General features: G+C 42.9%; 23 protein-coding genes. 2 read left to right on the forward strand and 21 right to left on the reverse strand.

Going from position 1 to position 26,342, the window contains the following annotated elements; all coding sequences use genetic code 11:
• Nucleotides 1-33: 33 nt before the first annotated feature.
• From MOJ78_RS12880 to murQ, 11 genes are all read right to left on the reverse strand, one after another.
• Nucleotides 34-1,323 (reverse strand): (Fe-S)-binding protein, encoded by a 1,290-nt coding sequence (locus MOJ78_RS12880; RefSeq protein ID WP_304977753.1) that lies wholly within the window; start codon nt 1,321-1,323, stop codon nt 34-36.
• Entirely contained in the window at nt 1,320-2,732 is a 1,413-nt protein-coding gene (gene glcD / locus MOJ78_RS12885) for a glycolate oxidase subunit GlcD (protein WP_304977754.1), read from the reverse strand. Before glcD ends, MOJ78_RS12880 begins: the two co-directional genes overlap by 4 nt.
• Before the next feature lie 17 nt (nt 2,733-2,749).
• Nucleotides 2,750-3,820: a serine hydrolase domain-containing protein gene (locus tag MOJ78_RS12890; RefSeq protein WP_304977755.1), complete on the reverse strand. Its 1,071-nt coding sequence runs from the start codon at nt 3,818-3,820 to the stop codon at nt 2,750-2,752.
• Nucleotides 3,821-3,834: 14 nt separating this feature from the next.
• The gene (gene nagZ / locus MOJ78_RS12895) at nt 3,835-5,568 is read right to left on the reverse strand and encodes a beta-N-acetylhexosaminidase (protein WP_304977756.1); all 1,734 of its coding nucleotides are present in this window, start codon (nt 5,566-5,568) and stop codon (nt 3,835-3,837) included.
• Between the two features lie 441 nt (nt 5,569-6,009).
• Entirely contained in the window at nt 6,010-7,185 is a 1,176-nt protein-coding gene (locus tag MOJ78_RS12900; protein WP_304977757.1) for an anhydro-N-acetylmuramic acid kinase, read from the reverse strand.
• Between the two features lie 12 nt (nt 7,186-7,197).
• Nucleotides 7,198-8,064, reverse strand: a complete 867-nt coding sequence (locus MOJ78_RS12905) for a MurR/RpiR family transcriptional regulator (protein ID WP_304977758.1) — start codon at nt 8,062-8,064, stop codon at nt 7,198-7,200.
• A gap of 12 nt (nt 8,065-8,076) precedes the next feature.
• Entirely contained in the window at nt 8,077-9,684 is a 1,608-nt protein-coding gene (gene nagZ, locus MOJ78_RS12910; protein WP_304977759.1) for a beta-N-acetylhexosaminidase, read from the reverse strand.
• Nucleotides 9,685-9,687: 3 nt separating this feature from the next.
• Entirely contained in the window at nt 9,688-10,659 is a 972-nt protein-coding gene (locus MOJ78_RS12915; RefSeq protein WP_304977760.1) for a carbohydrate ABC transporter permease, read from the reverse strand.
• Between the two features lie 13 nt (nt 10,660-10,672).
• Nucleotides 10,673-11,413, reverse strand: coding sequence for a carbohydrate ABC transporter permease (locus MOJ78_RS12920; RefSeq protein ID WP_304977761.1), 741 nt, complete (start codon nt 11,411-11,413; stop codon nt 10,673-10,675).
• Nucleotides 11,414-11,740: 327 nt separating this feature from the next.
• Nucleotides 11,741-13,066 carry a sugar ABC transporter substrate-binding protein gene (locus MOJ78_RS12925; protein WP_304981254.1) on the reverse strand — a complete coding sequence of 442 codons (1,326 nt, stop codon included), beginning with the start codon at nt 13,064-13,066 and terminating at the stop codon, nt 11,741-11,743.
• A 42-nt stretch (nt 13,067-13,108) separates the two neighbouring features.
• Complete coding sequence (murQ, locus tag MOJ78_RS12930; protein ID WP_304977762.1) at nt 13,109-14,023, reverse strand: N-acetylmuramic acid 6-phosphate etherase; 915 nt, start codon at nt 14,021-14,023, stop codon at nt 13,109-13,111.
• Between the two features lie 273 nt (nt 14,024-14,296).
• Between murQ and MOJ78_RS12935 the strand changes: the two genes are divergently transcribed.
• Nucleotides 14,297-15,865, forward strand: coding sequence for a SpoIID/LytB domain-containing protein (locus tag MOJ78_RS12935; RefSeq protein ID WP_304977763.1), 1,569 nt, complete (start codon nt 14,297-14,299; stop codon nt 15,863-15,865).
• A gap of 217 nt (nt 15,866-16,082) precedes the next feature.
• On the opposite strand, the gene MOJ78_RS12940 is transcribed toward MOJ78_RS12935, so the two are convergent.
• From MOJ78_RS12940 to MOJ78_RS12975, 8 genes are all read right to left on the reverse strand, one after another.
• Complete coding sequence (locus tag MOJ78_RS12940; RefSeq protein ID WP_304977764.1) at nt 16,083-17,030, reverse strand: GNAT family N-acetyltransferase; 948 nt, start codon at nt 17,028-17,030, stop codon at nt 16,083-16,085.
• A gap of 17 nt (nt 17,031-17,047) precedes the next feature.
• A complete protein-coding gene (locus tag MOJ78_RS12945; RefSeq protein WP_304977765.1) occupies nt 17,048-18,190 on the reverse strand; it encodes an exo-beta-N-acetylmuramidase NamZ family protein in 1,143 nt (380 codons plus the stop codon).
• 9 nt (nt 18,191-18,199) lie between these two features.
• The gene (locus MOJ78_RS12950) at nt 18,200-19,159 is read right to left on the reverse strand and encodes an N-acetylglucosamine kinase (RefSeq protein ID WP_304977766.1); all 960 of its coding nucleotides are present in this window, start codon (nt 19,157-19,159) and stop codon (nt 18,200-18,202) included.
• A gap of 11 nt (nt 19,160-19,170) precedes the next feature.
• Nucleotides 19,171-19,899: a GntR family transcriptional regulator gene (locus tag MOJ78_RS12955; RefSeq protein ID WP_304977767.1), complete on the reverse strand. Its 729-nt coding sequence runs from the start codon at nt 19,897-19,899 to the stop codon at nt 19,171-19,173.
• A 12-nt stretch (nt 19,900-19,911) separates the two neighbouring features.
• Nucleotides 19,912-20,628: a glucosamine-6-phosphate deaminase gene (nagB, locus tag MOJ78_RS12960; protein WP_370529816.1), complete on the reverse strand. Its 717-nt coding sequence runs from the start codon at nt 20,626-20,628 to the stop codon at nt 19,912-19,914.
• Nucleotides 20,629-20,772: 144 nt separating this feature from the next.
• A complete protein-coding gene (locus tag MOJ78_RS12965) occupies nt 20,773-22,023 on the reverse strand; it encodes an MFS transporter (protein WP_304977769.1) in 1,251 nt (416 codons plus the stop codon).
• Between the two features lie 79 nt (nt 22,024-22,102).
• Nucleotides 22,103-22,735, reverse strand: a complete 633-nt coding sequence (locus MOJ78_RS12970; protein WP_304977770.1) for a TetR/AcrR family transcriptional regulator — start codon at nt 22,733-22,735, stop codon at nt 22,103-22,105.
• Nucleotides 22,710-23,627: a GNAT family N-acetyltransferase gene (locus tag MOJ78_RS12975; RefSeq protein WP_304977771.1), complete on the reverse strand. Its 918-nt coding sequence runs from the start codon at nt 23,625-23,627 to the stop codon at nt 22,710-22,712. Before MOJ78_RS12975 ends, MOJ78_RS12970 begins: the two co-directional genes overlap by 26 nt.
• Nucleotides 23,628-24,009: 382 nt before the next feature.
• Here MOJ78_RS12975 and MOJ78_RS12980 point away from each other — a divergent pair, with 382 nt between their 5' ends.
• Nucleotides 24,010-24,192 (forward strand): YqzH family protein, encoded by a 183-nt coding sequence (locus MOJ78_RS12980; RefSeq protein ID WP_304981255.1) that lies wholly within the window; start codon nt 24,010-24,012, stop codon nt 24,190-24,192.
• 66 nt (nt 24,193-24,258) lie between these two features.
• Here the strand turns inward: MOJ78_RS12980 and MOJ78_RS12985 are convergent, their stop codons facing one another.
• Both MOJ78_RS12985 and MOJ78_RS12990 read right to left on the reverse strand, forming a co-directional pair.
• Nucleotides 24,259-25,053 (reverse strand): SDR family NAD(P)-dependent oxidoreductase, encoded by a 795-nt coding sequence (locus tag MOJ78_RS12985; RefSeq protein WP_304981256.1) that lies wholly within the window; start codon nt 25,051-25,053, stop codon nt 24,259-24,261.
• Complete coding sequence (locus tag MOJ78_RS12990) at nt 25,049-26,011, reverse strand: MBL fold metallo-hydrolase (protein ID WP_304977772.1); 963 nt, start codon at nt 26,009-26,011, stop codon at nt 25,049-25,051. Before MOJ78_RS12990 ends, MOJ78_RS12985 begins: the two co-directional genes overlap by 5 nt.
• Nucleotides 26,012-26,342: the final 331 nt, after the last annotated feature.

Consider the following 26,342-nt stretch of genomic DNA (forward strand, 5'->3'; position numbering starts at 1 on the left):
ACATCCAAAAATGATGCTTTGATCAGCCAATTGCTATTTGGTTTGCGCTTCGTGAAGGAAGTCGACGATATGGACGGCTTTCAGTTTGTCTTCAAGTCCAGCGCGCTGGATGCCGAGTCGCATCTGTAGTAGACAGCCTGGATTCGATGTGACGATTACAGCAGCATTCGTCCGTTTAACATCCTCCATTTTATGATCAAGGATTTGCATTGACATCTCCTGTTCGATCAAGTTATAAATTCCTGCTGAACCGCAGCACATTCCAGCATTGTCAAGCTCTACGAATTCGACTCCCTTCACGCTTTTTAAAAGCTGACGCGGCTTAGAAAAGACGTTCATTCCGTGCTTCAAATGACACGAATCCTGGTACGTGACGAGTTGTGGGGAGGCTTCGAATCCATCAATTTGATCGTGTTCGTTGAGCAACGAAGAAACATCCTTGATTTTTCGTGAAAATTGAACGGCTCGCTTTGCCCATTCCGGCTCATCTTTTAATAAATGTGGATATTCCGCTAAAAAGGCACCACACCCGCCTGCGTTAGTAGCGATGACCTCATGATCACCCGTTTCGAAAGCACAGATGTTCTGCTTCGCAAGCTCAATCGCTTTTTTTTGATCACCGGCATGGGCATGAAGCGCACCACAGCACGTTTGCCCAACTGGTATACCAATCTCCTCATTACCAGCAGCAATCAAATCAATCGTATTCTGATTCGTTTCTACGAATAGAGCATCCATGATACATCCGCGGAAAAACGATACCGAAGACTCAGCAGATGAATTTTTAAGGCGGGAAAACGGAGAGGGTGCCGCTGGCAGCGATCCTTCCATTTCAAATAAAGAAGGTGAAATCCATTTTAACACCTTGAGTTTTCGTAAACCAGCCTGCAATCCCGAACGTTGATATACCCATAAAAGCAGCACTGCAACACGTAATAAACGGCGGTTCGGTATTAATGTGTGAAGTAGAAGATTCGAGAAGATCCTCTTGAAAAACGGCACTTTTTTATGCTCCGCGACGATTGCACGGGCGTCCTCTAACAGCTGACCGTACTTTACTCCACTCGGACAAGCAGTTTCACAGGCACGGCAGCCGAGACACAAGCTCAGTTCCCGCTCGAAGCCTTCATCCGGTTCGATTACACCATCGACGACCGCTTTCATTAATGCGATTCTGCCACGAGGTGATGAAGATTCTTTTCGGTCCGTTTCAATGAACGTCGGACAAGTCGGTTGGCAAAAGCCACAACGGGTACAATTCATCAATTCATCGTAATCCATGCGTTCTTTAAATTGTTTTTGTAACGTTGTGGGAGTAGTCATGAGCGGATCACAACTCTTTTCCTAGTGCTCTTTCCGAACATTTTTCCAGGGTTCAATATATTTTTGGGATCGAAGGCTGCTTTGATGCTTTTCATGATATTGACTCCTTCTTCTCCTATTTTCCATGATAAATAAGGAGCCTTCATCATTCCGACACCGTGTTCTCCGGTAATCGTTCCGCCAAGGTCGACAGCTTTTGCGAATATTTCTTCGAATGCCTGCTCGACTCGCTCCAACTCTTCCATATCCCTTGCATCGGTCAAACAGGTCGGATGCAAATTACCATCCCCAGCATGACCGAACGTACAAATTTGCAGATTGAACTTCCGGGCTGTTTCATTCACGAATCGGACCATTTCAGCAACCTTTGACCTTGGAACCGTCGCATCTTCAAGAATCGTCGTCGGCTTCAGGCGGGACAATGCAGTGAGAGCGGCACGTCTGGCGGTCATCAATTGCGCGGCTTCCTGATCGGTTGAAGCGACCTCTACCGAAAACGCCCCATTTTCACGACACAATGCTTCTATTTTACGAATATCCGAAACGACTGCATCAGGTGAACCATCCTGCTCGATCAGTAAAACTGCTTCCACATTGGTCGGTAATCCGATTTGAGCAAAATCTTCAACGGCTTGCAATGTTCCTTGATCTAAAAATTCAAGAGTTGCAGGAATGATTCGGGCCGCGATAATGTCCGAAACCGTCTGTGCAGCGTTTTCGATATTTTCAAAAAGGGCGAGCATCGTCTTTTTCGATTCGGGTTTCGGAACGAGCTTCAGGATCGCTTCGGTTACGATGGCAAGCGTACCCTCGGAACCGATGAGAAGCTTTGTCAGGTCATATCCTGCGACATCCTTTGTGAGCTTTCCACCGGTCTTAACGATATCACCGTTCGGAAGTACGGCTGTAAGTCCGAGTACATAGTCCTTTGTTACGCCGTATTTCATTCCGCGCAAACCGCCTGAGCATTCGTTGATATTTCCGCCGATCGTTGAAATCTTCATACTTCCAGGATCCGGTGGATAAAACAGGCTCTTTCTTTCAGCTTCCTCAATCAAGGTCTGAGTGATGACACCAGGTTGCACGGTTGCAGTTAAATTCTCTTCATCCATTTCAAGAATACCCGCCATCCGATTGAACAGCATCACCAATCCGCCATCGACTGGAATTGTTCCGGCACAAAGATTCGTCCCAGAACCGCGAGGAACAATCGGTATTTCATATTCTGAGCATAGCTTGACGATTCCGCTTACTTCCTCCGTATTTCCAGGTTCGACGATGATCTGCGGCATCGATTGGTAATTCGGTGTCGCATCATAGGAGTACGACAACAATGAAACAGAATCTGTATATACGTTAGAAGATCCGACAAGTTCCTTGATCTGATCACAAAACGATGGATTCAGCATGTCAATCCTCCTTATCCTTAAGCATTATGTAAAAATCGAAACACAATTTCATGGACTTTCTCACGTAACGAGGTTAAATTGGCCGGATGCTCTTGATGTAGGCGGCTCGTCATTAAAGTAACAACAACCCGTTCAGTCGGATCGACACAGATCGAAGTCCCTGTAAAACCGGTATGATCGGCTCTGTTCATGAAAATCGGTGAAACCTCCCATCCAAGTCCTCTTCCTGGAACGTGTTCACGACAGGCCATCTCAATCAAATTGCAATCTAATCCGACTGTTTCCGCGAGTGTTGGGTCCGTATAAATTTGCGCAAACTTCGAAACATCTTTCATCGTTGAAAATAGACCAGCATGACCGGATACACCTTGAAAAAAATAATGGGTGTTTCCATCGTTCACTTCACCCTTAATCGGTTCATCAATGTCTCTCCAATCGGAAAATGTTTTGTTCCGATCATTGCACATCCCCATCTCAATCCGGTTACCAAATTCCGTGGCAGCTACATTTTCCTCGGATACAGGACCATATTCCATGCTTGTCAATGATACTGGGATTTTAATCAAATCTCTGAAGGCGTCCTGTAATGACATTCCTGTAATCTGCTCAATGATTTTTCCTAGTAAAATAAAGTTCAGGTCGCTATAGCACACCTTTCGATCCAGTGAAAACATAGGGATCAGTTCATCAATCTGTGCCAAAAATGATTTGTTGCTGCAATAAAAAGGATGCCAGGCAGGGAACCCTGAGGTATGGGTGAGAAGCTTCTTGACGGAAATCCCTGAAAAACGTTCGTTCATTCGGGAAGTCAGACAAGGCTTGAAAAAGGTGTCTATCTTCGTATTGAGTGAGAGGCGGGATTGACTGACTAGAATCAAAATCATCGTGGACGTAACAATCTTCGTTAATGAAGCGAGATCAAACCGAGTGTCTACTGTAACTGGCTGTGTCGATGGAAATGTCGTCCGGTGTCCTGATGTATTTTCATAAATGAGGTCCCCATCCTGAACCACCTGGATTGCGATCCCTGGAACGATCGATGCAACCGCATGCTCAACAATCTCATTCAAAGAATCAGTCAAGTTCAACTTCTCACCTCCACTTATCTCGTTGGTATTTGTACTGGCAATGTCCCAAATGCTTCCTTTTCACCGAAAATAACATCTGCTGTTGCCTGAAACGATGCAGACTCAGTTGAATATTGGGCAATCGCTACATCGACTTCCGGAAGAACAGTTAAATCATACGGGTTCCGTGCCATCACTAATACGGTGTCTTGCGAGTACTTTTGTGCGTCTTTTAATGTCGCCAATTCCCAAGCATTCTCTCCATATCCGACAATCGTTGGTGATTCGGAAACGAAAAGGGTTAAAGCTGATTGTTCAAGCTGTCCTATTTGATCTTCAGTGAGCTTCCCGTTTTGATTTTTCAACGAATCGATTCGAACAAGTTCAAATTGATAATGATGTCCCCACATAGCGTTTTTCATCGCATTCAAGAGCTGATTATCAGAGGAAACGATTGCGATCGATCCCTCGAACTTTTCTTCAAGCGGAAGTACTTGATCATTTTTTAAAACCGTAATAGACTGTTCTGCAATCTTTTTTTCAAGTTGAATCACTTCTTCAATCGTTGAACCTTCGCTTAAATCCGCCGTATTAGCATCAATGAATTTCTGCTTCGCTTTTAAAATTCGCATAACCGACTTGTTCAAGCGCTTTTCGGTTACCCGCTTTGACTCCACGGCTTCAATCAATGAATCGTACGCGACCTTCAAATGTTCCGGCATGACAATGATATCCGCACCTGCTAAGATTGTCCGTACCGCTGCTTCTCCAGGACCGAAATGATCTGAGATCGCCTTCATGTCCATCGCATCCGTAAACACGAGTCCATCAAACCTCATTTCTTCACGTAAAAGCTCGTTGATCATACGGGGAGACAGGGTTGCAGGGACATGCACGGGTAATCCATCTTTTTTGGATGCAAGCTGGGTCGTTTCAATGTTCGGGAAAGTAATGTGTGCGGTCATGACTCCCTGTACATCTTCGTCAATCATCGCCTGGAACGGCTTCAATTCGGAGTTTCGCAGTTCCTCGATTGAATTCGGATTAACGGGAAGCACATAATGGGAATCCGAAGCGACTCCGCCATGACCTGGAAAATGCTTTGCAACTGCCATTACACCCGCTTCATTCAGCCCATCCATAAACGCTGTGCCCATTTTGGCAACTTGCTTCGGATCATCCCCGAAGGAACGGATGCCGATCACAGGATTAAGTGGATTTACATTAATATCGACTGCCGGCGCAAAATCGATATGGATACCAAGACTATGAAGCTCTTTTCCGATAATCTGACCTGCTTCTTTTACGAGACTACGATCTGCTGTTGCACCAAGGGCCATATTCCCAGGTAAGTCTGGAAAATAAGACAATCTAGTTACAAGCCCGCCCTCTTGATCGATTGACATCAATAAAGGGATTTCACTCTCTTCCTGAAGTTTAGAGATCAACAGCTTCAGTTGCTGTCTTGATTGTACGTTTTCTCGGAATAAAACAATGCCACCAGGAGTATACTCATCGATCATTTGTTTGATTTCTGGCTGCATGTTCGTAACTGGTTCGTTATCTACTTCACGAATCGCCGGCATAAGCAACTGACCGACTTTTTCTTTCACGGTCATCTGTTCAACACGTGCTTCGATCTCGCTTAACTCGGCATCCTCTTTTGTTGATGGGTCATTTCCAACGAAGAACGAGAAAATGCCGAGGATGGATAAAATCACCCATCCGATAATTGCAATGAATATAATCTTTTTCATTCTTCTGCTCATTGGACCACCTCACCGTACATCACTTATAGTGCTCGTTCAAAAAGGAGGATGAAAAGAGCCGAGATTTCTGAAGTTCAACTAACTACGTCACGTCCAGTGACAACGTTGAACTGGCTCACATCCTGTGAGCCCGTGGCACGACAGGCTCGAGGACCGGAGCGACGAGCGGTACTTGCATTTAAGATACGAGTTGTACCAAGGAAGCTTACATCCTAGGAATTACTTGTAGACGCAGGTACATATGGAACTTCGACTAAATACTTCACGTCCTGTGAAAACGTCGAAGTCAGCACGTCCGTGTGCAAGTCCGGCGACACCGAGTAACGATGAAATTCGACAGCTTCAATTTGAAGTTCGACTTAAATCATCACGTCCTGTGATAACGTCGAACTGACTAACATCCTTTTAGCCTCCGGACTTTTTGAACAACCTCTAAAATTGTTACGGTAGTACAAGCTTCCCCATAACCGCTTCACGTTTCGCTCCAGTAGCTGAAGGCAGGTTATTCGGTTCACCGTGTAAAAACTGATTTCCAAGTACGACAAAGGCAACCGCTTCTTTTGCATCCCCTGAAAAGGCAATGTCATCAAATTTCCGAACACGACAGGACAGCTGTTGTTGTAGCCCATCCAAAATCGCTCGGTTATGTGCACCGCCACCAGATACAATAGCTTCATCGACGTCAAGCTGTGGCAAAACAAACTCGCGGATACTCGAAACGATAGAAGTGATTGTATAGTGTGTCACTGTTGCAACGATATCTTCAAACGATACATCTCGTTCCGCCGACCTTTTTAAAATTTTTTCAAGCAGTTGGTTATTGTAATGCTCACGTCCAGTACTTTTCGGTGGGTGCATCTTTAAAAATGAATCGTCATTGAAAAGTTCCTCTAAAAAATCCCCATGGACTTTACCTTTAATTGCGACTGAACCGCCTTCATCATAGCTTTTCTTATGGTTGGTCAACTTTCGAACAACACCATCAATCAAGACGTTTCCTGGTCCGATATCAAATGCGGTACAATCACCAGCATCCTTACCACGTTTTGGTACGATCGTTAAATTACTGATCCCGCCAATGTTAATGAGGACCCTGTTCCTATCGGGATGAGAGAAAAGCATAGAGTCGACAAACGGAACAAGCGGTGCGCCCTGTCCTCCATAAGCCATATCATTTGGCCGGAAATCTCCTACGGTCAAGATACCCGTGCGTGCTGTAATGACTGCTAGTTCACCAATTTGAAAAGTAGCTTCATTGTCAGGCCAATGGTAGATTGTCTGACCGTGTGAACTGATAAAATCAACATCGGCTCGCTTCAGACCCGCCTTTTTGATCACGGAAATTGCAGCTTCAGCAAACCGTTCACCTAGCTCGACATTCATCTCACAAATCTTTTCAACTGTAGAAGTTTCAGGTGAACACAATTCAATCAACCGGTTCCGTTCCTCAACTTTATACGGAAGAGATTCAAATTCAACGAGTTGAACGCTCGTTTGATCTCCGACTCCTGCGATTTCAACTAATGCTGCATCAATTCCATCGAGTGATGTGCCAGACATCAATCCAACTGCTAACCTTTTATTTTTGTTCAGAATAGAGGAAATGAGCTGGAGCATGTTTTACCCTCCTCATTTTCGTTGTTTCTGTTGAATGAATTCGATTGCTTTCCTTGTTTCATCCAAGTATTCAATCGATTCATCATATTGGTTCGTTGCGACACACATGAACAAAATGTCCAATACGTGAAGCTGGGCAAGCCTTGATGAGGTTGCCCCACTTCGAAATGTTGCTTCTTTTGATATAGAAGTGAATAGCTTGATGGATGCACGGTCAGAAATACGTGAGGATCCATACTTCGTCAAGCTGATTGTTTTTGCTCCTTTTTTGTTTGCCAGCTCTACAATATTGGCTACCTCAATCGTTTCACCAGAAAATGAGATTCCAACGACGACATCATTAGGTTGAACGTTTCCGATCAACATCGCGACCATATGAATGTCCGAAAAGGCCATCGCTTTTTTATTGATACGGAGAAATTTTTGTTGAGCATCTTGTGCAATGATACCCGAAGCGCCAACTCCAAAGAAGTGAATCGTATCGGCATCAATCAATGCTCTGACAGCACTTGATAGCTCTTCTAGATTTAGCACTTCTGAAGTTTCTTTTAGCGACTGAATGCTGTTGTTCGTCATCTTTTCTAAAACCGATGCATGTGTTTCATTTGGTTGAATGTCACGGTATCCTTCGGTTGTGGTCTTTTGTAAATCACCAGCAACCTTTATCTTCAGTTCCTGAAAACCCTTCAATCCGAGTGATTTACACAATCGGATGACAGCAGCACTGCTCGTCTGACTCTGTTGTGCTAATTCATTCGTCGTTGCCGTAATAGAAGCTTGTGGATTTGTAAGAATGTGAGTTGCTATTTTTCTTTCGGATGGCGGAAGCTTTTCCAACATCTCTTTTAACATTACGAGACCGCCTGTTGTGGAAGTCATATTCTGCATCACCTACTCTTTATTCGCTCCGTGTTCGTATTTTATTGTGACAGGGAATTTTCCTGTAACCTTCGTTTTACCATATAAGCATTGGATTGCTATTCGCAATGCAGGCGTCGTAAATTCATACGTTGCGATCGCTGCAGACACCCCAGGAAAATGTCCAAGGTCGTAAGGGCTCCTCATTGCAATCAAAACAACCTGCTTTTTGGTTTGGAACAATTCTTTTACAAGTCTTTGCTGGGACTTTGAGCGGAAAGCAGTCAACGTACCGACAATGATTGTATCAGCCTGTTGTGCTTGTTCGATGACACGATCAATTTCTCCCTGGGTTGGATGCTGTGATACGGTCGCTACTCTCGCTTCCGGATGGATTTCCTGAACGACTGATCCGAGTGCATGAGATGAAAACCGTTCGTCCTCAACCTGTGTCAAATACGTGTTTTCAGGATAAACGACTAGCACCTGATGAGATGGATCATTGGAAAGGGGTAAAATACCTTGTTTCTTTTCGATAAGGGTAATCCCTTTCTTCATAACATCATTTGCCAATGCTTCGTGATGCTCTGGCTGTGTGAAAGGATTTCTATTTGAATTCCAGTTTAATCCGTTCTCTTTCAATTTCATCACCCTAGCGTAGGCTTCATCGATCGTCGACTCTTCTATTTCACCGTTTTGCACGGCCGAATATACTCGCTCAATTGCAGCGTGCTGAAGTTCTGGCAAATGAGAGATCATGATTAGATCCACTCCGGCTTTGATCGCTTCCACGGCTCCCTGTGCTGTACCAACTCCGTCCGCAATGGCTTTCATTTCCATACAGTCGGTCGTAATGACTCCATCGTAGCCAAGCTCTCCCCGGAGTAATCCAGTAATTACCGCTTTTGACATCGTTGCTGGTCGATCAGCATCTGGCTCAAGTGATGGGAAATAGACGTGTGCTGTCATAATGGTATCCGCACCGTTTTCAATCGCTTTTTTAAAAGGCACGAGCTCAACTTCATTCAAGCGTTGAAGATCATGCGGGATGACTGGTAACTCCAAATGAGAATCGAGGTTCGTATCCCCGTGTCCTGGAAAGTGCTTCAGCGTCGTAATGACACCTGCTTCCTTCATCCCATTCATAAGCTGAACCCCAAATTCGGCTACACGCTCAGGATATTCACCAAACGACCTTACATCAATAACAGGGTTATAGGGGTTGTTATTCACATCAACGACAGGAGACAGATTCCAATTGATGCCGAGGCCAAGCAGTTCGTTTCCTGTAGCATATCCGACATTGTGGGCTAATTCTGGTTCACCAGTAGCCCCAATCATCATTGCTCCAGGGAATACGGTTGTACCTTCACCAAGTCTTCGAACAACGCCATTTTCTTGATCGATGCAAATAAATAGAGGATGCTCATGACCTGACTCCATCGCAGTTTTCTGAAGGGTTGAGGTCAGTTCTTGTATTTCTTCAGGGGTTCCGATGTTCCGGCCAAATAGAATAATCCCACCTACATGATGGTTTTCAATTAAATTGTGAATCTCACTGGACAATTTAGAAGGAGATTCAGCTTTAAAACCAAACACCATCAACTGGCCGATCTTTTTACGTAAGGTATCCATCATCATTTATTACTTCACTCCTCCCATTGATAATCCTTTTACAAAGTACTTTTGGAATAATAAAAAGAAGACAATCATTGGAATAGCGGCAACGGTTGCCCCTGTCATCAATAGCTTGAAGCTTGCTAGGTTCGCATCCTGTAACGTTTTCAAACCAGCAGGCAATGTAAGCAGATTCTCATCGTTCAATACAATGATCGGCCATAGGAATGAATTCCACATTAATACGAATGTGAAGATGCCAAGGACCGCCATGGCTGGTTTTGCAAGCGGAACGATGATTGTCCAAAAGATTTTCCATTCAGATGCACCATCAATTTTTGCTGCTTCAATCAACTCATTCGGAATCGCTAGCAAGAACTGTCGCATTAAGAACACACCAAACGCTAGCGCTAGACTCGGAAAAATCAATGCCCAGTGGGTGTTGAATAGCTGGAGCTTCTGTACCATCATAAACGTAGGTACGAGTGTGACTTGTTCCGGAATCATCATTGTAGAGATGATCGCCCAAAAGATGATCATTTTCCCAGGAAAATTCTTTTTTGCTAATACGTACCCAGACATCGTATCAATTAGAACAATCGCAAGAGTTGCCAGAATGGATATATACAAGCTATTAAACAGCCATCTTAAAATTTTCGTACGTTCAAATAATACAGTGAACCCTTCAAACGTTTTGGTCACAACCTCATCCATTTTTTGATCATGATAGGCTGCATCTTTTTGATCACCAGCATCCTCTGCTTTTTCCCGCTCCTGCCACTGGTGGAAATATTCCCCTATACCTACCGGATAAAGCTTTGGTGGAGCAGACTCTACAAAGTTGATCGGCTCTTCCATGTTTTCATTCTGGTAGCTTGGTAGTTGAAGTGAAGTCGAGAATACCCAGTACAATGGCAGCAAGGATACGAGCGCCATGAATATAAGTGACACATAGATCAAAAGCTTACCGATTTTATGATTAACATCGTTACTTTTCACATTTTTCACCTACCTAATGATGATCGGATCTCAGTGTTCTGTATTGGAAAATTGCAAAGATCATAATGATAAAGAATAAAATGACGGACTGTGCAGAGGCTAACCCGAATTTAAAGTCACGGAATGCGGTCTTATAGATGACATGAACGATGGTTTCCGTAGCATTCCCGGGACCTCCCCCGGTCATCATGATAATTTGTGTAAACACTTGAAACGAACCAATCGTACTTAAAATGAATAAATAGAGCGTTGTCGGTTTCAACATAGGTATCGTGATTCTTAACCACCGTTGAAATGCATTCGCACCGTCAATTTTAGCAGCTTCATATAGTGTCTGATCGATCTCATTCATTGCAGCCAAATAAATGATGATCCCAGCACCAGGAGGGATCAGGATCGACATGATCATAAGCGATAATAACGCTGTATCACTTTGTCCGAGCCAATTGACCGGCTCCATACCGAGCCACCCGACAATATAATTGAAAAGCCCAAACTTGTAGTTGTACATCCAACGCCAAACCATCGCGATAATGACCATGGACGTGACAGTCGGTAAATAAAATGCCGCCCTGAAGAAGGATTGTGACATCTTTCCTAACGGTTGAACAAGGGTGGCAATCAATAGCGCTGTAATGACAAATGCCGGAACGGTTACGATTGTGTATAAAAATGTGTTCCACAATGATATTCGAAAGGCGGTACTCTCAAACGCATCGATATAGTTTTCCATCCCTACCCACGTCGAGCCCATTACATTGAACTCTTGGAAAGACAGTACGAAGGCCCAAACAATTGGAATAAGCATAAAAAGGGCGAAGAAAACGAGTTTTGGCATTAAAAATAAATAGGCCACTTTGTTTTTTCTCATTTGAGTCAATACTGATTTAAATTTCGAATGTTTCTTCACGGGTTTTGGTTCAAAATTTGTTTTCAGTGCTGGTTTTGTTCCCACTGCTGCTCCACTTCCCTTCTAGAAAACCGTGTTCTATGTAACTTCAATCAGCAAACCGAAATCAAAGATAGAGAAAGCCCTCTCCCATTTAGTAAAATAGGAAGAGAGCCCCCTGTGAAAAAATGATTATTCGTTTAAAATCGAGGTTACCGTTTCACCGGCTGATTTCAATGCTTCTTCTGGAGTCTTTTCACCGTTTAGTGCTAGCTGCAATTGCTTTTGAATCGCTTCATCAATTCTCGCCCAATTCGGATGACGCGGAACCATGACAGCATGCTGAGACAATTCTTGTGCTCTTGCCATTTGTGGGTTGTCAGCAAACGGCTCCTGCTCTGCAGCAGATTTGCGTGCAGGGAAGATTCCATAGTTTTTCGCCATTGTCACTTGCTCTTCGGTACTTGAAATGTGTTTGATAAATTCAGCTACCATGCGCTTCTTTGCTTCATCCTCTGAGTTGAACATGACCCAACCGCCTACTCCACCGATCGTGACAGGTTCACCCGTTTCCCCAGTCGGATATTCAGCTACCATGAAGTTCGTTTTGAATGCTTCACTCTGTGCAGAGGCAATCGCCCAGGTTGCCCACGGCTCAACTGCAACTGTACGTTGGTCTGCTGAACCCCATGCTTTCCATGTTCCACCTACGTCTTGACCACCCATACTTTCAGGGGTTACGTCATACTTGAATTTCAAATCAACAAGCTTTTGCAAGCCGCTGATCGCTTCTTCTGAATCAAATGTGTATTCTGCAAGGTCATCACTCAGTGGATATCCTCCATCCATCAAAAGGAACGGCCATGCTTCATAATAACCAGGTAAAATATACGTAGAAAATCCATCAACGCCGTCACCAGTCAACGCTTCCATTTTTTCGACGAACTCATCATACGTCCATTTACCGTCTTTCGGTGGTTCTACGCCTTTTTCTTCAAAAATATCAAGATTCAACAGCATTGCATGCACACTGATTGAATTCGGAATTCCATAAAGCTTTCCATCATGTGTATAGGCTTCAACCGCATTCTCGTAAAAGTCACTCATTTCCTCATCTGTCAGGTAAGGGTCAAACGGTGCAACAACCCCTTGCTTGATGTGGTTGATGTTTACCGATCCACCACTAATATCAACTGGTGCGATATCCGGCCAAGCACGGCCTGCTATCGCAATGCTCAATTTGTCATTCATTTCAGCCCATGGTGTTTGGACAATCTCAATCTTTACACCAGGATATTTTTCTTCAAACTCGGCCTTTTTAGCTTCGATCCAGTGGTATTTGTTCTCATCTTTATCAGCCCAACGTGGACCGTCCCACATTGTAATCGTACCTTCCCATTCCTTCCAAGCATCCGGATTTTCATTTGTGGTATCCTTTGTTGAGTCTTCCTTCGAACAACCTGCGAAAATACCCAAAACAAGTATTAATGTAACAATTGTCATCAACCACTTTTTCATTTTCAAGGTGAATCCCCCTTATTAATTTGCTAGCGCTTTCAATTACTTGAAACATTTTGCTTGTTCGATCGCCTCACGGACTGATCCATCTGCGTTTTGAATACACTTCTTTGCAACAACAAGCGGCACTGCTGTTTTTAACATGACAATCGCTGTCTTGACTTCAAAATTTGTCTGCTTAAGTATCGTTTCTGCATCGTGATAGGATATTCCTGTAATCGTCATCACAATATGTTTGGCTCTTTCCATCAATTTTTTGTTTGTAGCATGAACATCCACCATCAGATTTTCATATACCTTACCAAGCTTGATCATCGTTGCGGTCGTCAGCATATTAAGCACCATCTTTTGTGCGGTGGCTGCTTTTAACCGAGTAGAACCCGTCAGGACTTCAGGTCCTACAATCACTTCAATGGGCTTATTTGCAATGGCAGAGGTTATCGAGTTCGGGTTACAGCTTAGGCTCACCGTCGCAGCTCCAATATCAATCGCTCCCTTGATTGCACCGATTACATATGGCGTTCTCCCACTCGCAGTAATCCCAACAACGACATCCCCTGAGGTCAAATTCCTTTCCAGAAGGTCATTACAGCCTTGAGCTGGATCATCTTCGGCACCTTCAATCGCATCGAACATCGCTTCTGCTCCCCCAGCAATAATGGCTTGAACCTGCTCAGGAGGGGTACTGAAGGTTGGTGGACATTCTGCTGCATCAATTACACCGAGTCTACCGCTTGTTCCGGCACCGATGTAGAACATCCTTCCTCCTTCTTTGATGCGATCATAAATGGTGTCTACAGCAGCCGAAATTTGAGGCAGCGCTTTCTGGACAGCATTCGCCACACTTTTATCCTCATGGTTGATGATTTCTAATACCTGAAGCGTACTAAGTGTATCGATGCTATTCGTATGCATATTTCGTTGTTCTGTCGTTAGTGACGTTATATCTAGCTCCATAGGACACCTCAATTATCTCTGTATTTCAAAATAGAGGTTGTATCCTCCTTTTTGAACACGCATTTACATATAGAACCTTCCATCCCCCTTTGACAAAATGATTCAAAAAAAAGATAGTACTTTTAAAATTATATTTCGCCAGTTATATGAGGATTCCTGCCTATTTAAAATATTTTTTTAGACTATTTATAATATTTTTGAAAGGAAATTTCACATTTATATCGAAAAGGTAAGCTAACCCGGATAGTTATTATTAATTAAGGAGGAAATTGAATGGGTAAAAAAAGTTTTATAGTTTTGCTGACTCTGTTGCTTGTAAGCGCTTTCTCGCTTGCGGGGTTCCAGCATGCAGAAGCTTCTGATGGAAAACTGATCCGAATTGGGGTTGTCCCTTCTGAGGAGGAGATTGAGCTAGGCAGCGATGGTTCTTTTATTGTCAAAGACAAAATTACTGGCGCTGTACTTGCAGAAGGTACGAATGGAACTGCGACGGTTTCACTTGAGAGCACCGGGACGGTTGAAACCAACTATCGCCTTCAGGTCGCATGGTCAACGAGTGAAACCTATGTTGCCGATTGGGTTGATCGTGCTAGTAACGCTGGGTTTGAAACATACTTAGAGGCTTACAATGGTGGACAACGTTTATTCATTGGAAAATTTGCTTCAGATGAAAGCTGGAGTGTCCGAAATGCGTTCAGAAATGAAGTGATTCGACTCGGACTTGCTGCCAACGATTCCTTCTGGAAGGTCATTACTGTCACTACTGGTACTTCATCGATGAAAGTAAGTCTTAATGGCAGTAATGTTACGACTGAGAACCCTGTCGTCATAACTTCTCCAGATGGTTTAATCGAGATTGATGGAAAGAAATACCGTGGGGTCGGAGAAGTTGCCTACAATAGCACAGGGACACTCGCTGGTATTAACGAACTTCCGGTTGAAAAATACTTATACGGTGTCGTTCCTAGGGAGCTGCCACCGGTTCCTTACGGTGAAATCGAAGCACAGAAAGCACAGGCTGTAGCAGCGCGAACGTATACATTAGCCAACCTTGGAAAACGCAGTAACGATGGCTATGACCTGCTACCGACTACATCTGATCAGGTTTATGGCGGTTACGAAGCCGAACATCCTGTATCGACGCGAGCTGTTCAAGAAACGGAAGGTGTCGTTGCAACCTATGACGGGAAATTGATAACAGCCGTTTACCATTCCACTAGTGGCGGATACACCGCAAATAATGAAGACATTTGGAGTTCCGAAGCTGTTCCTTATTTGAGAGGTGTACCTGATTCTGAACGTGGGAAAGCAATGGAGCATGTACCGACAATAGAGGTATTCAAAAATCGTGCCAATCCCACTTCTCTTCGTGCAACAAAGGAAGGAGATTATGAATCTGATTGGTCGAAGTACCATCGTTGGGAATTCGAGTGGACACCTGAGGAAATTTCTGATGTGCTAAGCGAATACTTTTCAAGAGATGTAGGGGAAGTTTACGAGATTAATGTTACAGATCGTTCTGACTCTGGACGAGTTCTAGAAATCGAATACGTTACTGAAAACGGTACGTTCTATGAGCAGAAAGACCGTGTACGCTGGTCGTTAAAGTACATTAACTCAAGTGGAGGACATAGCTCTCTACGGAGTACGCTCTTCTTTATCGAAGCTGTAAAATCAAAATCTGATTCGGATGCTGTCGGATTTAAAGCTTACGGCGGTGGATGGGGCCACGGTGTTGGACTGTCTCAAACGGGTGCAGTCGGAATGGCTGTAAAAGGAGATACGTTTGATGTCATTCTCAGACACTTTTATCAAGGTATAGAACTCGAAACACGGTATTAATTAAAGAAAATTTGGTCCCTAAAGGGATGCACCTAAAGGTATGACCAAGGCCTCCCTAAAGGCCTCTCGCTCAGCCTTGGTTACACTTATACTTGGGACGTAGATCCTTTCGCAACTTCGAGTATCCTTCTTGTTGAAAAGTTATGCTTTCATAACGTGGAATAACGGGCAGTTTCCATCTGAAACAACGTTTTTAGATGGGGGCTGCCCCTATCAATTAAATGTCTTTTTCATATTGCTTGTACTGCCGCCATTCTTGAAACCCGAACGACCTGTAAAAGGTATCAAGTTCGGTCCAATCGATGACCAAATGTTTTGCGTTTCTTTCCACCGCTAATTGAATGGCAGCATCAACGATCGCCTTTCCATATCCTTTTTTCCGAAATTGACGATTGATACCGAGTGGTCCGATTCCAATCAATTTTTCAGAAAATAGTGGCCTCCAATACACATTAGGTCCTAGGACAGGACTTTCGGAATCATTAACTCGAACAAATCCGATGATATTGCCACCCTTTTTTGCAACTAAAAAATGACTGCCACCTCCACCAGCACGGAAATAATCCCATGCTTCGTACTCCCATCTCCCTGGAAAGGATTGATTCAGAAATGAAAGCAATGCACCCTGTTCCGCTTCTTTTAAAACGGAGAAATCAAGATCTGTTTCGCTCGAATAATAAGTTTCAGGTGCTTTACGGTAATAATCCTTTTCCGTGTTTACGAACCGGAAACCCTTTTTTTTAAACCAGCCCGATGATTGTAATCGTTCACTCGGAATTCCAGGAAAATAATGATGCACATCACGACCGAGGACTATTTTTTTAACCCCGTTTGCTCGTAAAGCACGTTCAGCCAAATGGATTAGTTTTGTACCGATGCCCTTCCCGCGTTGCTCACGTTTTACTATGAGTGCCTGTATCCAACCGATCTGATCCGGCAACAAGTCAGTCCGTTCACGGGTGACTTTTGATACGATAAATCCAATGGATTCCCCATCGTTTTCAACGAAATACGATCCTTCAGATAATACGTGTGGGCACTGTACACTGTTTTGGATAAAAAGCCGATCCGTCAACGGAAAAGCGTTCTCAAACTCTTCATTCCATAACTTGCAAGCATCTTTTACAGGGACAGTCGCCTCATCCCATCGCTTATACTCGATCACAGACAATCGCCTCCAATTTAATAGAGTAGGTACTTACTTCTTACATCAAGAAACTGGTCCAACTGTTTTTCTTCTACATCCAACCAATCTGAGATCGGTCGTTTTGATGTGATTTGGTTACGAAAAGAATCAGTACCCATGATCAAGTCAATCATAAACCTAGTATCTTTAATTTGAAGCCATTGGAAATCATTCGGATACAATGTATATAAGGTTTCAATCAATGCACAAGCCGTTCGGATCGGTTGATAAGTGTTTCGATCCTCCACATGAACCTGTAGCCCGTGACAAAGTTCACCATTATACTTTGAAGTTGTTGGCTGGAACGAAATCGGTCGCAGAATTACACCTTTTAACTGATAAGTTTTCAATTCTTCCTTCCATATGAAACCGTCAATCCAAGGTGCACCGATCCATTCGAACGGCTTCGTTGTCCCTCTTCCTTCAGACACATTTGTCCCTTCGAACAAACAGGTTCCTGGATAAACACTGGCCATTTCAAGGGTAGGTGCATTCGGGGATGGCGGAACCCATACCAAACCTGTCTCATCGAACCACATCCCGCGACTCCAGCCTTCCATCGGGATAATCGTTAAGTTCGTATTAAAACCAAATTCCCCATTCATGTAAAGTGCCAATTCACCGACAGTCATTCCGTGACGGATCGGCAATCGGTAGTTTCCGATAAACGAAGAAAACGCGAAAGATAATAGATTCCCTTCAATTCGACTTCCCGTAATTGGGTTAGGTCGATCAAGAACAATATAGTTTAATCCGCATCGACCTGCTGCCTGCATCGTGTTCGCAAGTGTATAGATATATGTATAAAACCGGACGCCGATGTCTTGGATATCAAAGACAAGTGCATCAATCGAGTCCAACCATTCTTTTTTAGGATTCTTATTCGCCCCATATAAGCTGTAAATGGGAAGGCGTGTCCGCTTATCAGTAGAATGAGCTATATGCTCCCCTTCCTTTACATGTCCACCAAATCCATGTTCAGGTGAAAAAACCGCAACAATATTGAACCCTGATTCTTTCAGACGATCAACACTTAGTTGAACATCATTTGTAACAGAAGTGTGGTTGATGACTAGTCCAATCCGATTGCCTTTTAGTTCGTCCTTTTCGAGCAGCGTCATTAATCCCGTTTTGACCATCGTTTCCTCCTACCGATATGTTCTCTTAAGTGTTTCGATGAATTCATTCGAGTGGTTCATCCTGCTCTTTTGATAGCCTGCGATGACTGCTCCTGCTACAGGTGGCAATTTCGGTACGATGATAATCGTATCCTCAGGAAGGTTGGTTTCAATCAGCGGCTTAAACCGATCAAGACGTTTAAACACACTACCAGTTAGAACAACCTTGACTTCCTTTTCGTTATGAAAATATTGGTGGAGCATTCCAACAATACAGCGGGATATATCCTTACCGGCGATTTGAATGATTTCACTTGCAACCTCATCTCCCGCCATCCACTCATCAAAAACATCCTCACAAATTGATGCAATCTGGGTTCGTAGATTAGCTGAATCATAAAGAAATGGTACGAGTTCTGGAGGTGTTTTGATCGGAAAACGCTCTAGAATCCGTTTCTCTATTGAGGTGTTCTTAGAAAGTCCATCGTATGCTTCAAACATTTTTCGAATCGCTAAACGACCGACCCCATATCCGCTGCCATGATGGTCAGTTAAATAACCCCATCCACCGATACGGACCTCTTTACCTTCTCTCGTTATTCCATATGTAATAGAACCCGTCCCAGCGATGTTCACAATCCCAGGGGCTCCTCCTGTACCGGAATACAATGCAGTTAAAGCATCATTTGTCACATCAACATCAACAGTCGAAGGAAATTGAGATTGAAGTACATTCAAAACCTTAGTTCTGGCATGCTTGTTTTCAGTACCAGCCATGCCTGCCAAGACACTTTTTACTCGGCTAAATGCTTCTGTATGGTTTGATCGTACCTTGTCAATCAGACTTATTAATGTATCTTCCACCTCTTCAATTCCTGTTGATAAGGGGTTTCCCGGTCCACCATCATACCTTGCAATAAAGGATCCACGTTCATCAACCAATGCGATTGTTGTTTTCGTCCCGCCGCCATCGATTCCTATATAGCCCATTACATCTCCTCCTAATCCCGAAAAACATCGACTGAAAATGAATATTTTTCGCCACGGAATACCGTTTCTACGTATTCGAATGGATTCCCTGTAGAAAGGTATGTCGTTCTTCTCACAATCAAAACCGGTCGATTTTGCTGTATGCTTAAATACTTACTCTCCACTTCGGTGGACAGCCCAGCCTCAATCTTTTGGGTGGCATGATGAATTTCATAGTTTAATTGGTTTCGGACAAATTCGTACAACGAGCCCCGTGCTGAATCAACTGATAAATTTGAAAATAGTTTTACAGGTAGATACGCCCTCTCTAAAGCCATCGGTTCATCATTGGCATATCGGACGCGATGCAGGCAAAAAACAGCTTCCTTTTGTGTGAGTTTCAGCTGATTTAAAATTGTAGAGGATACCTTTTCCATCTGTTTAAAAGAAATCAATTTTGTAGAAGGAGTGAGGCCGCGGTGTTTCATGTCCTCAGTAAAACTGACCAGCCCTTTTAGTGCATAGGATAGTCTTGGTGAAGACACGAATGTCCCCTTTCCTTTCTCTTTTAAAAGCTTCCCCTTTGTAACGAGATTATTGATCGCTTGCCGAACGGTCATACGACTGACCTTGAACAGCTCGGATAATTCTCGCTCGGACGGAATCGCCTCCCCATCCTGATACTTACCTTCATCAATCCCGTCAGTCAGAAACCGCTCGATTTGTACATAAATCGGTATACTAGAATATTTGTCAATCATCAGAATCCCCTCTTATCCATTCTTAGCAGCTTCATCTACAATGAATGTTACATCGGGATGATTATTTAAAATTGTCGCTGGCCATGCTCCATCGACTTGTCCGTTCAAAACCGCCTGAACTGCGGAAGCCTTTTCCTGACCAGAGGCGAGGAGAACGATCGATTTACTTTTCATAATCGTCGAAATCCCTACCGTAATCGCCCGTTCTGGAACCTCTTCTTCCCCTGTGAAGAACCTGGCATTCGCCTTTCTCGTGTTCTCTGTCAGCTGGACAACATGAGTTCGTGAATCAAAAGGTGTATAGGGCTCATTAAACCCGATATGTCCGTTTCTTCCAATCCCGAGTATTTGCAGGTCAATCCCGCCTAATCGATTGATTTCTTGTTCATAGCGCTCACACTCTTTATGTAAATCCTCTGCTTTTCCATTAGGAATAATAGCTTGGTTGTATGATAAATTCAACGGATTATACAAATACTCCTTCATATAGGTCCAATAGCTTTGGGAGTGCTCTGAAACAAGTCCGACATACTCATCAAGGTTAACGGTTTTAATTTCAGATAGATCCAGGTCCTCTTTATTCAGCTTTTTGATCAGTTGGGTGTATGTACCCTTTGGTGTATCACCAGTTGCTGCTCCTAAAACAAGGGAAGGATTGTTCTTCATATGATCGATTATAAGCTCTGCAGCTCTTTCGCTTAACTGTGTGTAATCTTTCGTGATGATCATCCTCAATGCAATTCCCCCAATCTTTTACTTTTATTATATGAGGTTAAGGTATAGTTGTCTATACCAGTATGTTTATTCAAGTAAAAAGAAAAGACTGCAGAGGTTATTTCCCGACAGTCTGGGTATGCCATTTCTAGTTTTCCATCAGTTATAGTTTCGCAGTCCGGTCACCTTCCAATAGATTAGGATAGCGACCGCTACAATTAAAAGTCCTCCACCGAGCATGATTTGTGTGACATCCACACCAATTGACAATAGTCCTGAAGTAATGGCAAATGAAACCGGGACGAGCCCAATTGATGACATGGATAGTAAACTCATCACACGTCCGATCATCTCTTCCTTTACAACCGATTGGACTGCTGCAAAAATCGGAATATTGATGACTGAAAAGGTTCCTCCAAGAAATCCAATCATAATCAAACTTTGCCACAGATTACCCGTTTGACTAAATAGACTAAAGATCAAACCTGCGAATAGAACGGAGAATATAACAAGTAGTCCTCGTTTTTTCTGGATGTTTAAAATCCCGATCAATATCGATCCGACAAGCATCCCTCCAGCAAGTGTTCCCTCTAAATAGCTAAATATAAGTGAATCTCCCTTTAATACATTATCGACAAAAAGAGGGAGCCCCATTTGCAACGGACCAACCATGAAAAGGTTGATCAAAACCGCAAATACTAATAACGCACTGAGGAATGCAGACTGTCTAACGTAAGTGATTCCTTCCTTTATCGAGCTTAGAAGATTTGGTTCGGTTTGTTCCTCTTCCCCAAGCTTTTTCTTTTTGACCTTAATCAACAGAACCGCAATACTAGCGACGATCAATAACCCTGCAGTAATTGAAAAGGTAGTTACATAATTACCGAGTGCAATGATCGCACCTGCTAGCATGGGACCAACTATGAAGGAAGATTGACTCGTCATTTGGATAATTGAATTGGCCCTCGTCAATTGTTCCTTGTTAATTAATGATGGTAGTAATCCACCATTTGCCGGCCAGAAAAACGCATCTAACACACCAAATATAAAAGCAAAAATCACAAACGACCAAAGTGACACGTCACCGAAAATAAGCCAGAATACCAATGCCCCAGCTACTAAGGCACGAGTAAAGTCGGATATGAACATAATTAAATTTTTATTGAATCGATCCGCAATTGCTCCACCAATGATCATGAAAATGACCCTTGGAATACTCGATGCGATGAATACTAATCCGAGTGAAGCTTCAAGTCCCATCACTTTAACCACATACCACGATTGCGAGAACATGAATATTGATAAACCAAAGCTTGAGCATAAATCTGCAATCCACAATAATAGGAAGTTACGGTTCTTCCATAGTGCAGGACTCACAACTTCCTGCTTTGTATTGACAACTGCTTCCATACGATCGCCTCCAAAACTATCATCTGGTTCTATTTTCCAATGAACAAGAAACTTTCCCAACTGTCTAAAGCATGGTTTTTTACTCCGTCTCAAGACTGAATCGGTTACCGGTTTTCAGATAGGCGAGTACCATATATTCTAATGTCCGTAACATCGCTTTGTGTTTTTTTTCTTGTTTATGAAAAAGGAGGTGCAATAAGATGCCGTCCGTGAGTGCCCAGAACATGTATGAAAGCTCTTGGATACTTACATCTGGACTAAACTCACCTGCATCGATCCCTTCCTTTACAATTTCCTTCATAAAATCAGTAAACATGTTCGCTCGCTCATCAAACAACTTTTGTTTATCAGGATGCTTTGAAATATAAATCCAGAATTCAAACGAAACTGAAATCCGTTCGAGATCACCTTCTTCAAGTTTTCCGCTAAGGAAATACTCGAACAAATAATGGATTTTCTCTGTTGCAGATTTTTTCATGTCCAGTTCTTTTTTGATTGCAAAAAATCGCTCCGTACGTTCTTCATTCAAACGAAAGAAAATCTCCTCTTTGCTGCTGAAATAAAGATAAATCGACCCCTTGCTCGTTCCAGAAGCATTCGCGATATCATCAACGGTCGTTTCGTTATAACCCTTCTGAGCAAAGCATTGAGTGGCAGCTTCAAGAATGGCTGATCTTTTTTCTTCTTTATACTTTTTCGATACTTTTGGCATTCGTTTTACTCGGCTCCTTAATTGCTTTTTTCATCCATACTTGTTCGACCATTGTTGAAAAACCCGCTTCACCGAGTTGATTCATAAGTGGTTGTTCATTTAAAGGGGAATTGATGACAAGTCGTTTGCAGTTCACTTCTGGCTTAAGGACGGCGGATAAGAGATAGCCGACGAGTCCATTCTGATCATCGAATTCAGGGACGGTTCCGATCTGATGCAGCACAATCGTTGCAAGACTGCCATCTGGGTGATAAACATTACGATATATCGCATATCCAATTTCCTTATCGTCTTTTCTTGCAATCATCGCAGTTCCGTTCATCGTACTTTGCCATTGTGTCTGCCATGGGCTATTCGTTTTGTAAAAAGGCAAATGTGAAATCATTTCTGGTAACGTCGTCTCGGAGGTAAATCCATTAGACTCTGAATATTGGAACGGATCACTTGACATGATCCCTTCTTGCTGAAGATAGGCAACATTCTGATCCGTTAAATACCCGAGGGACTTATACAAATTAATCGCTGCCTCATTTTCAACAATTGCTTCAAGAGTAGCGATCGATACGTCCTTTTTTCGATAAATATCTACTACCTTTTCCATCATCTTGCGTCCTACACCCGTTCTACGGAATTCAGGCGCTACACCTGTACCACCGTTATAGCTCACAACCTCTTCGTCCACAGTTCGAAACCCATTTAAAATAATGCCTGCTGGAACACCATCGACATAAGCAATAATTGAATCTTCTGCCGATAAGCCTTCTTGAACCATTCGTTTCAAAAATTGGTCTACGGTCATCGTCATTGGTGAAAAATAGCCTTTAAATCCATTGTTCCATGAATCCAAAACATCCAATAATGAACATTCAGAAAGACGTTTGATTTCGATCACTTTTTCAGCCTCCATTCTATAAAACTGACTGGTTAGTTTTTTATATTTATATTATGTATCAATCTGGTAACTTTTTCAAGATTTTTTCAAGATTTATTGCCTATTCGTTTGAAATTCAAGCTTCTCCATCTGAAGGACATATTCTTTCCCGCTGTTCATGATCACTTTGACCCGCATTACTTTTCCCCCATTAGAAAGAAGTTCATACGTTTTCCATTACTTTGTGTAATTCTAGTAGACAGATGTTTTACCTTCTTTTTTGCAACCCGTATTAAAAGGCTTTTCTTGTTGCCTTATAAAAGTTGGAGCTTTACAATTAGTTGAATAGAATTTTTTTAATGATAAACCTAGCGTCAGGGGGGATTTTATAGACACACTATTAATAAAAAAAATGATTGATCGTTGTCTATCTGATTACTTTGGAGATTCATCCCTTTTTCCATTAACGGCTGATGAATACGAAAAACTGATTGATAAAATATCTGGTACTCTTGTAAAGCAGGAGAATGAAGAAGTGTATACGATTGTCCACGATGTCATTTATGCATATTTGACACAGGATTAATCGAAACACAACTTGCTAACTAAGCATAAAAAAGTCAGGAACTGGCTATCTAGCAGTCCCTGACCTTTATTTTTGTTTAAATGATTTCCCTGCAATCTTTTCGATGAGACCCGGGAACACCTGATAAGCTCTACTTCCTAAATCCATCCACTTCGGTAGGTTGATTTCTCTTACCGGCCGGTCGATGCTATCGACAATCTTACTCGCAACGTTTTCAGGCTGGAGCATATATCGTTCAACATTTTTCTGATACTGTCCCGATTGATCTGCCACCTCAAAAAAATTCGTCTGAATCGGACCTGGATTAACAGCTGTCACATCGATCTGGTATTCCTCCAATTCCATCCGCAAACTGTTTGTAAACCCTAGAACAGCGTGTTTTGTAGCTGCATACACACTGCTTTTTGAAGTTGCAATCTTCCCAGCTTGTGAAGCAATGTTAATGATATGACCTGCACGTCTATCGATCATGCCTGGTAATACAGCTTTTGTGCACGTCATCAGGCCAACCACATTCGTATCGAACATCCCTTCAATATCATCAAGGTTTGCGTCCGTGAAATAGTCGAACTTACCATAACCCGCATTGTTTATTAACACATCGATCCGTCCGACACTCTCATCAACAGTCTGAAAGGTCTGTTGAACAGCGCTGTGATCACGAACGTCCAATCGATAAACGATAGGTTGTATGCCCGTTTTTTCTTCTATGTTCGATTGAAGAAGTTCTAACTTATCAAGTGATCGCGCCATTAAAACTGGAAGCCATCCTTTTAAGGCAACCTGGTATGCCATTTCCGCCCCAATACCACTCGATGCTCCAGTGATGACGACAATTTTTCTAGTTGCCACCTTGCTAATACCTCCTTGCTTGAAAATAAAGTACACCGTTTTGATTGGCAACATTCAGTTTATTATTGCTTTGTAAAAGGTCGAGGTGCCCAAGTGTTTCAGACATTGTGAGACCTAGCTCCTTTAAATAAATCGAGGGAAATAGCTTCATACAAATTTCAATGCCAGTTAAGGCCTTTCCTTCGATCATTTCTAAAATTCGCTCGGCTCGTTCTTCTTGCTTAAGCAGGCGTTCTTGAACAAGTTCAATCGGGTTCGAAACAATTTCACCGTGCCCGGAATACACTTTTTTCACATCGCATTCAATAACTTTTTTCAACGATTCACGATATTGCAACAGCGTCTTAGGCCGCTCCTCAATCCCAAGCGGCGGTGGTTCTATCAATGCATTTGAAGAAATGTGCTTGATGACATGGTCACCGCCAACCATGATCCCATCTTTCACACGGAATAGTGACAGATGCCCTTGTGCGTGACCTGGTGTTTCAAGGACCTTCCAACCCTCAAGCCCTTCAATTTCATCTCCCTCTTGCAAAATCGTGTCAATTTTCACCGTGCAAGAATAATCTAAATACTTGCGGATTTGCGCCATCGATTTTTTGTGGAACTGTTCGATACCCATCTCTTTGTACACTTTTTCGTAAAATCGGTCATGATGAGCTAAAAACACAGAGTCTTTCTGTAACCATGGAACATTGTAAGCTAAGCTTAGAAACGATACATTTCGACTTTTTAGAAAGTCTGACAAACCGACGTGATCCGGATGATGATGTGTAAGGATGACCTGTTGAATATCCTCCACATCGTACCCGGAATTTTCTATTTGCCTTTGGAACTCGGTCCAAGTTTCTTCTGTTTTCGGTCCAGTGTCGACAAGCGTCAGTTTCTCACCTTCAATTAAATACACATTAACATCCCCGACCGCAAACGGTGTAGGGAGAGTTATACAAGTTATGCGTTCATCCAAAACAAACAACGCCTCCAATAAAAGTATAAATGCCCTTGGGTAGTATCCATGAGGGCAAATTCAAAAATCTCTTGACATACAAGCTTGTCTTCCATAATAATTTATTTTAATAACATACGGTAGCTTTGAACGGGACTAATAAACCGAAGATCGACGCCAGAGATTGGAATCCATCGACTGGAAGATTCCATCGTAATGAATCGATTGAACCTGCCCGGGAGCTGTCAGGGATTATAACCTGATCGTTAAATCCACGATACGGATACAGAGCGGGCATCAATCTGATGCCAACCAAGGTGGTACCGCGGAATTCCCCTATCCGTCCTTTTAT

The sequence above is a fragment of the Alkalihalobacillus sp. AL-G genome, assembly GCF_030643805.1.
GTDB lineage: Bacteria > Bacillota > Bacilli > Bacillales > Fictibacillaceae > Pseudalkalibacillus.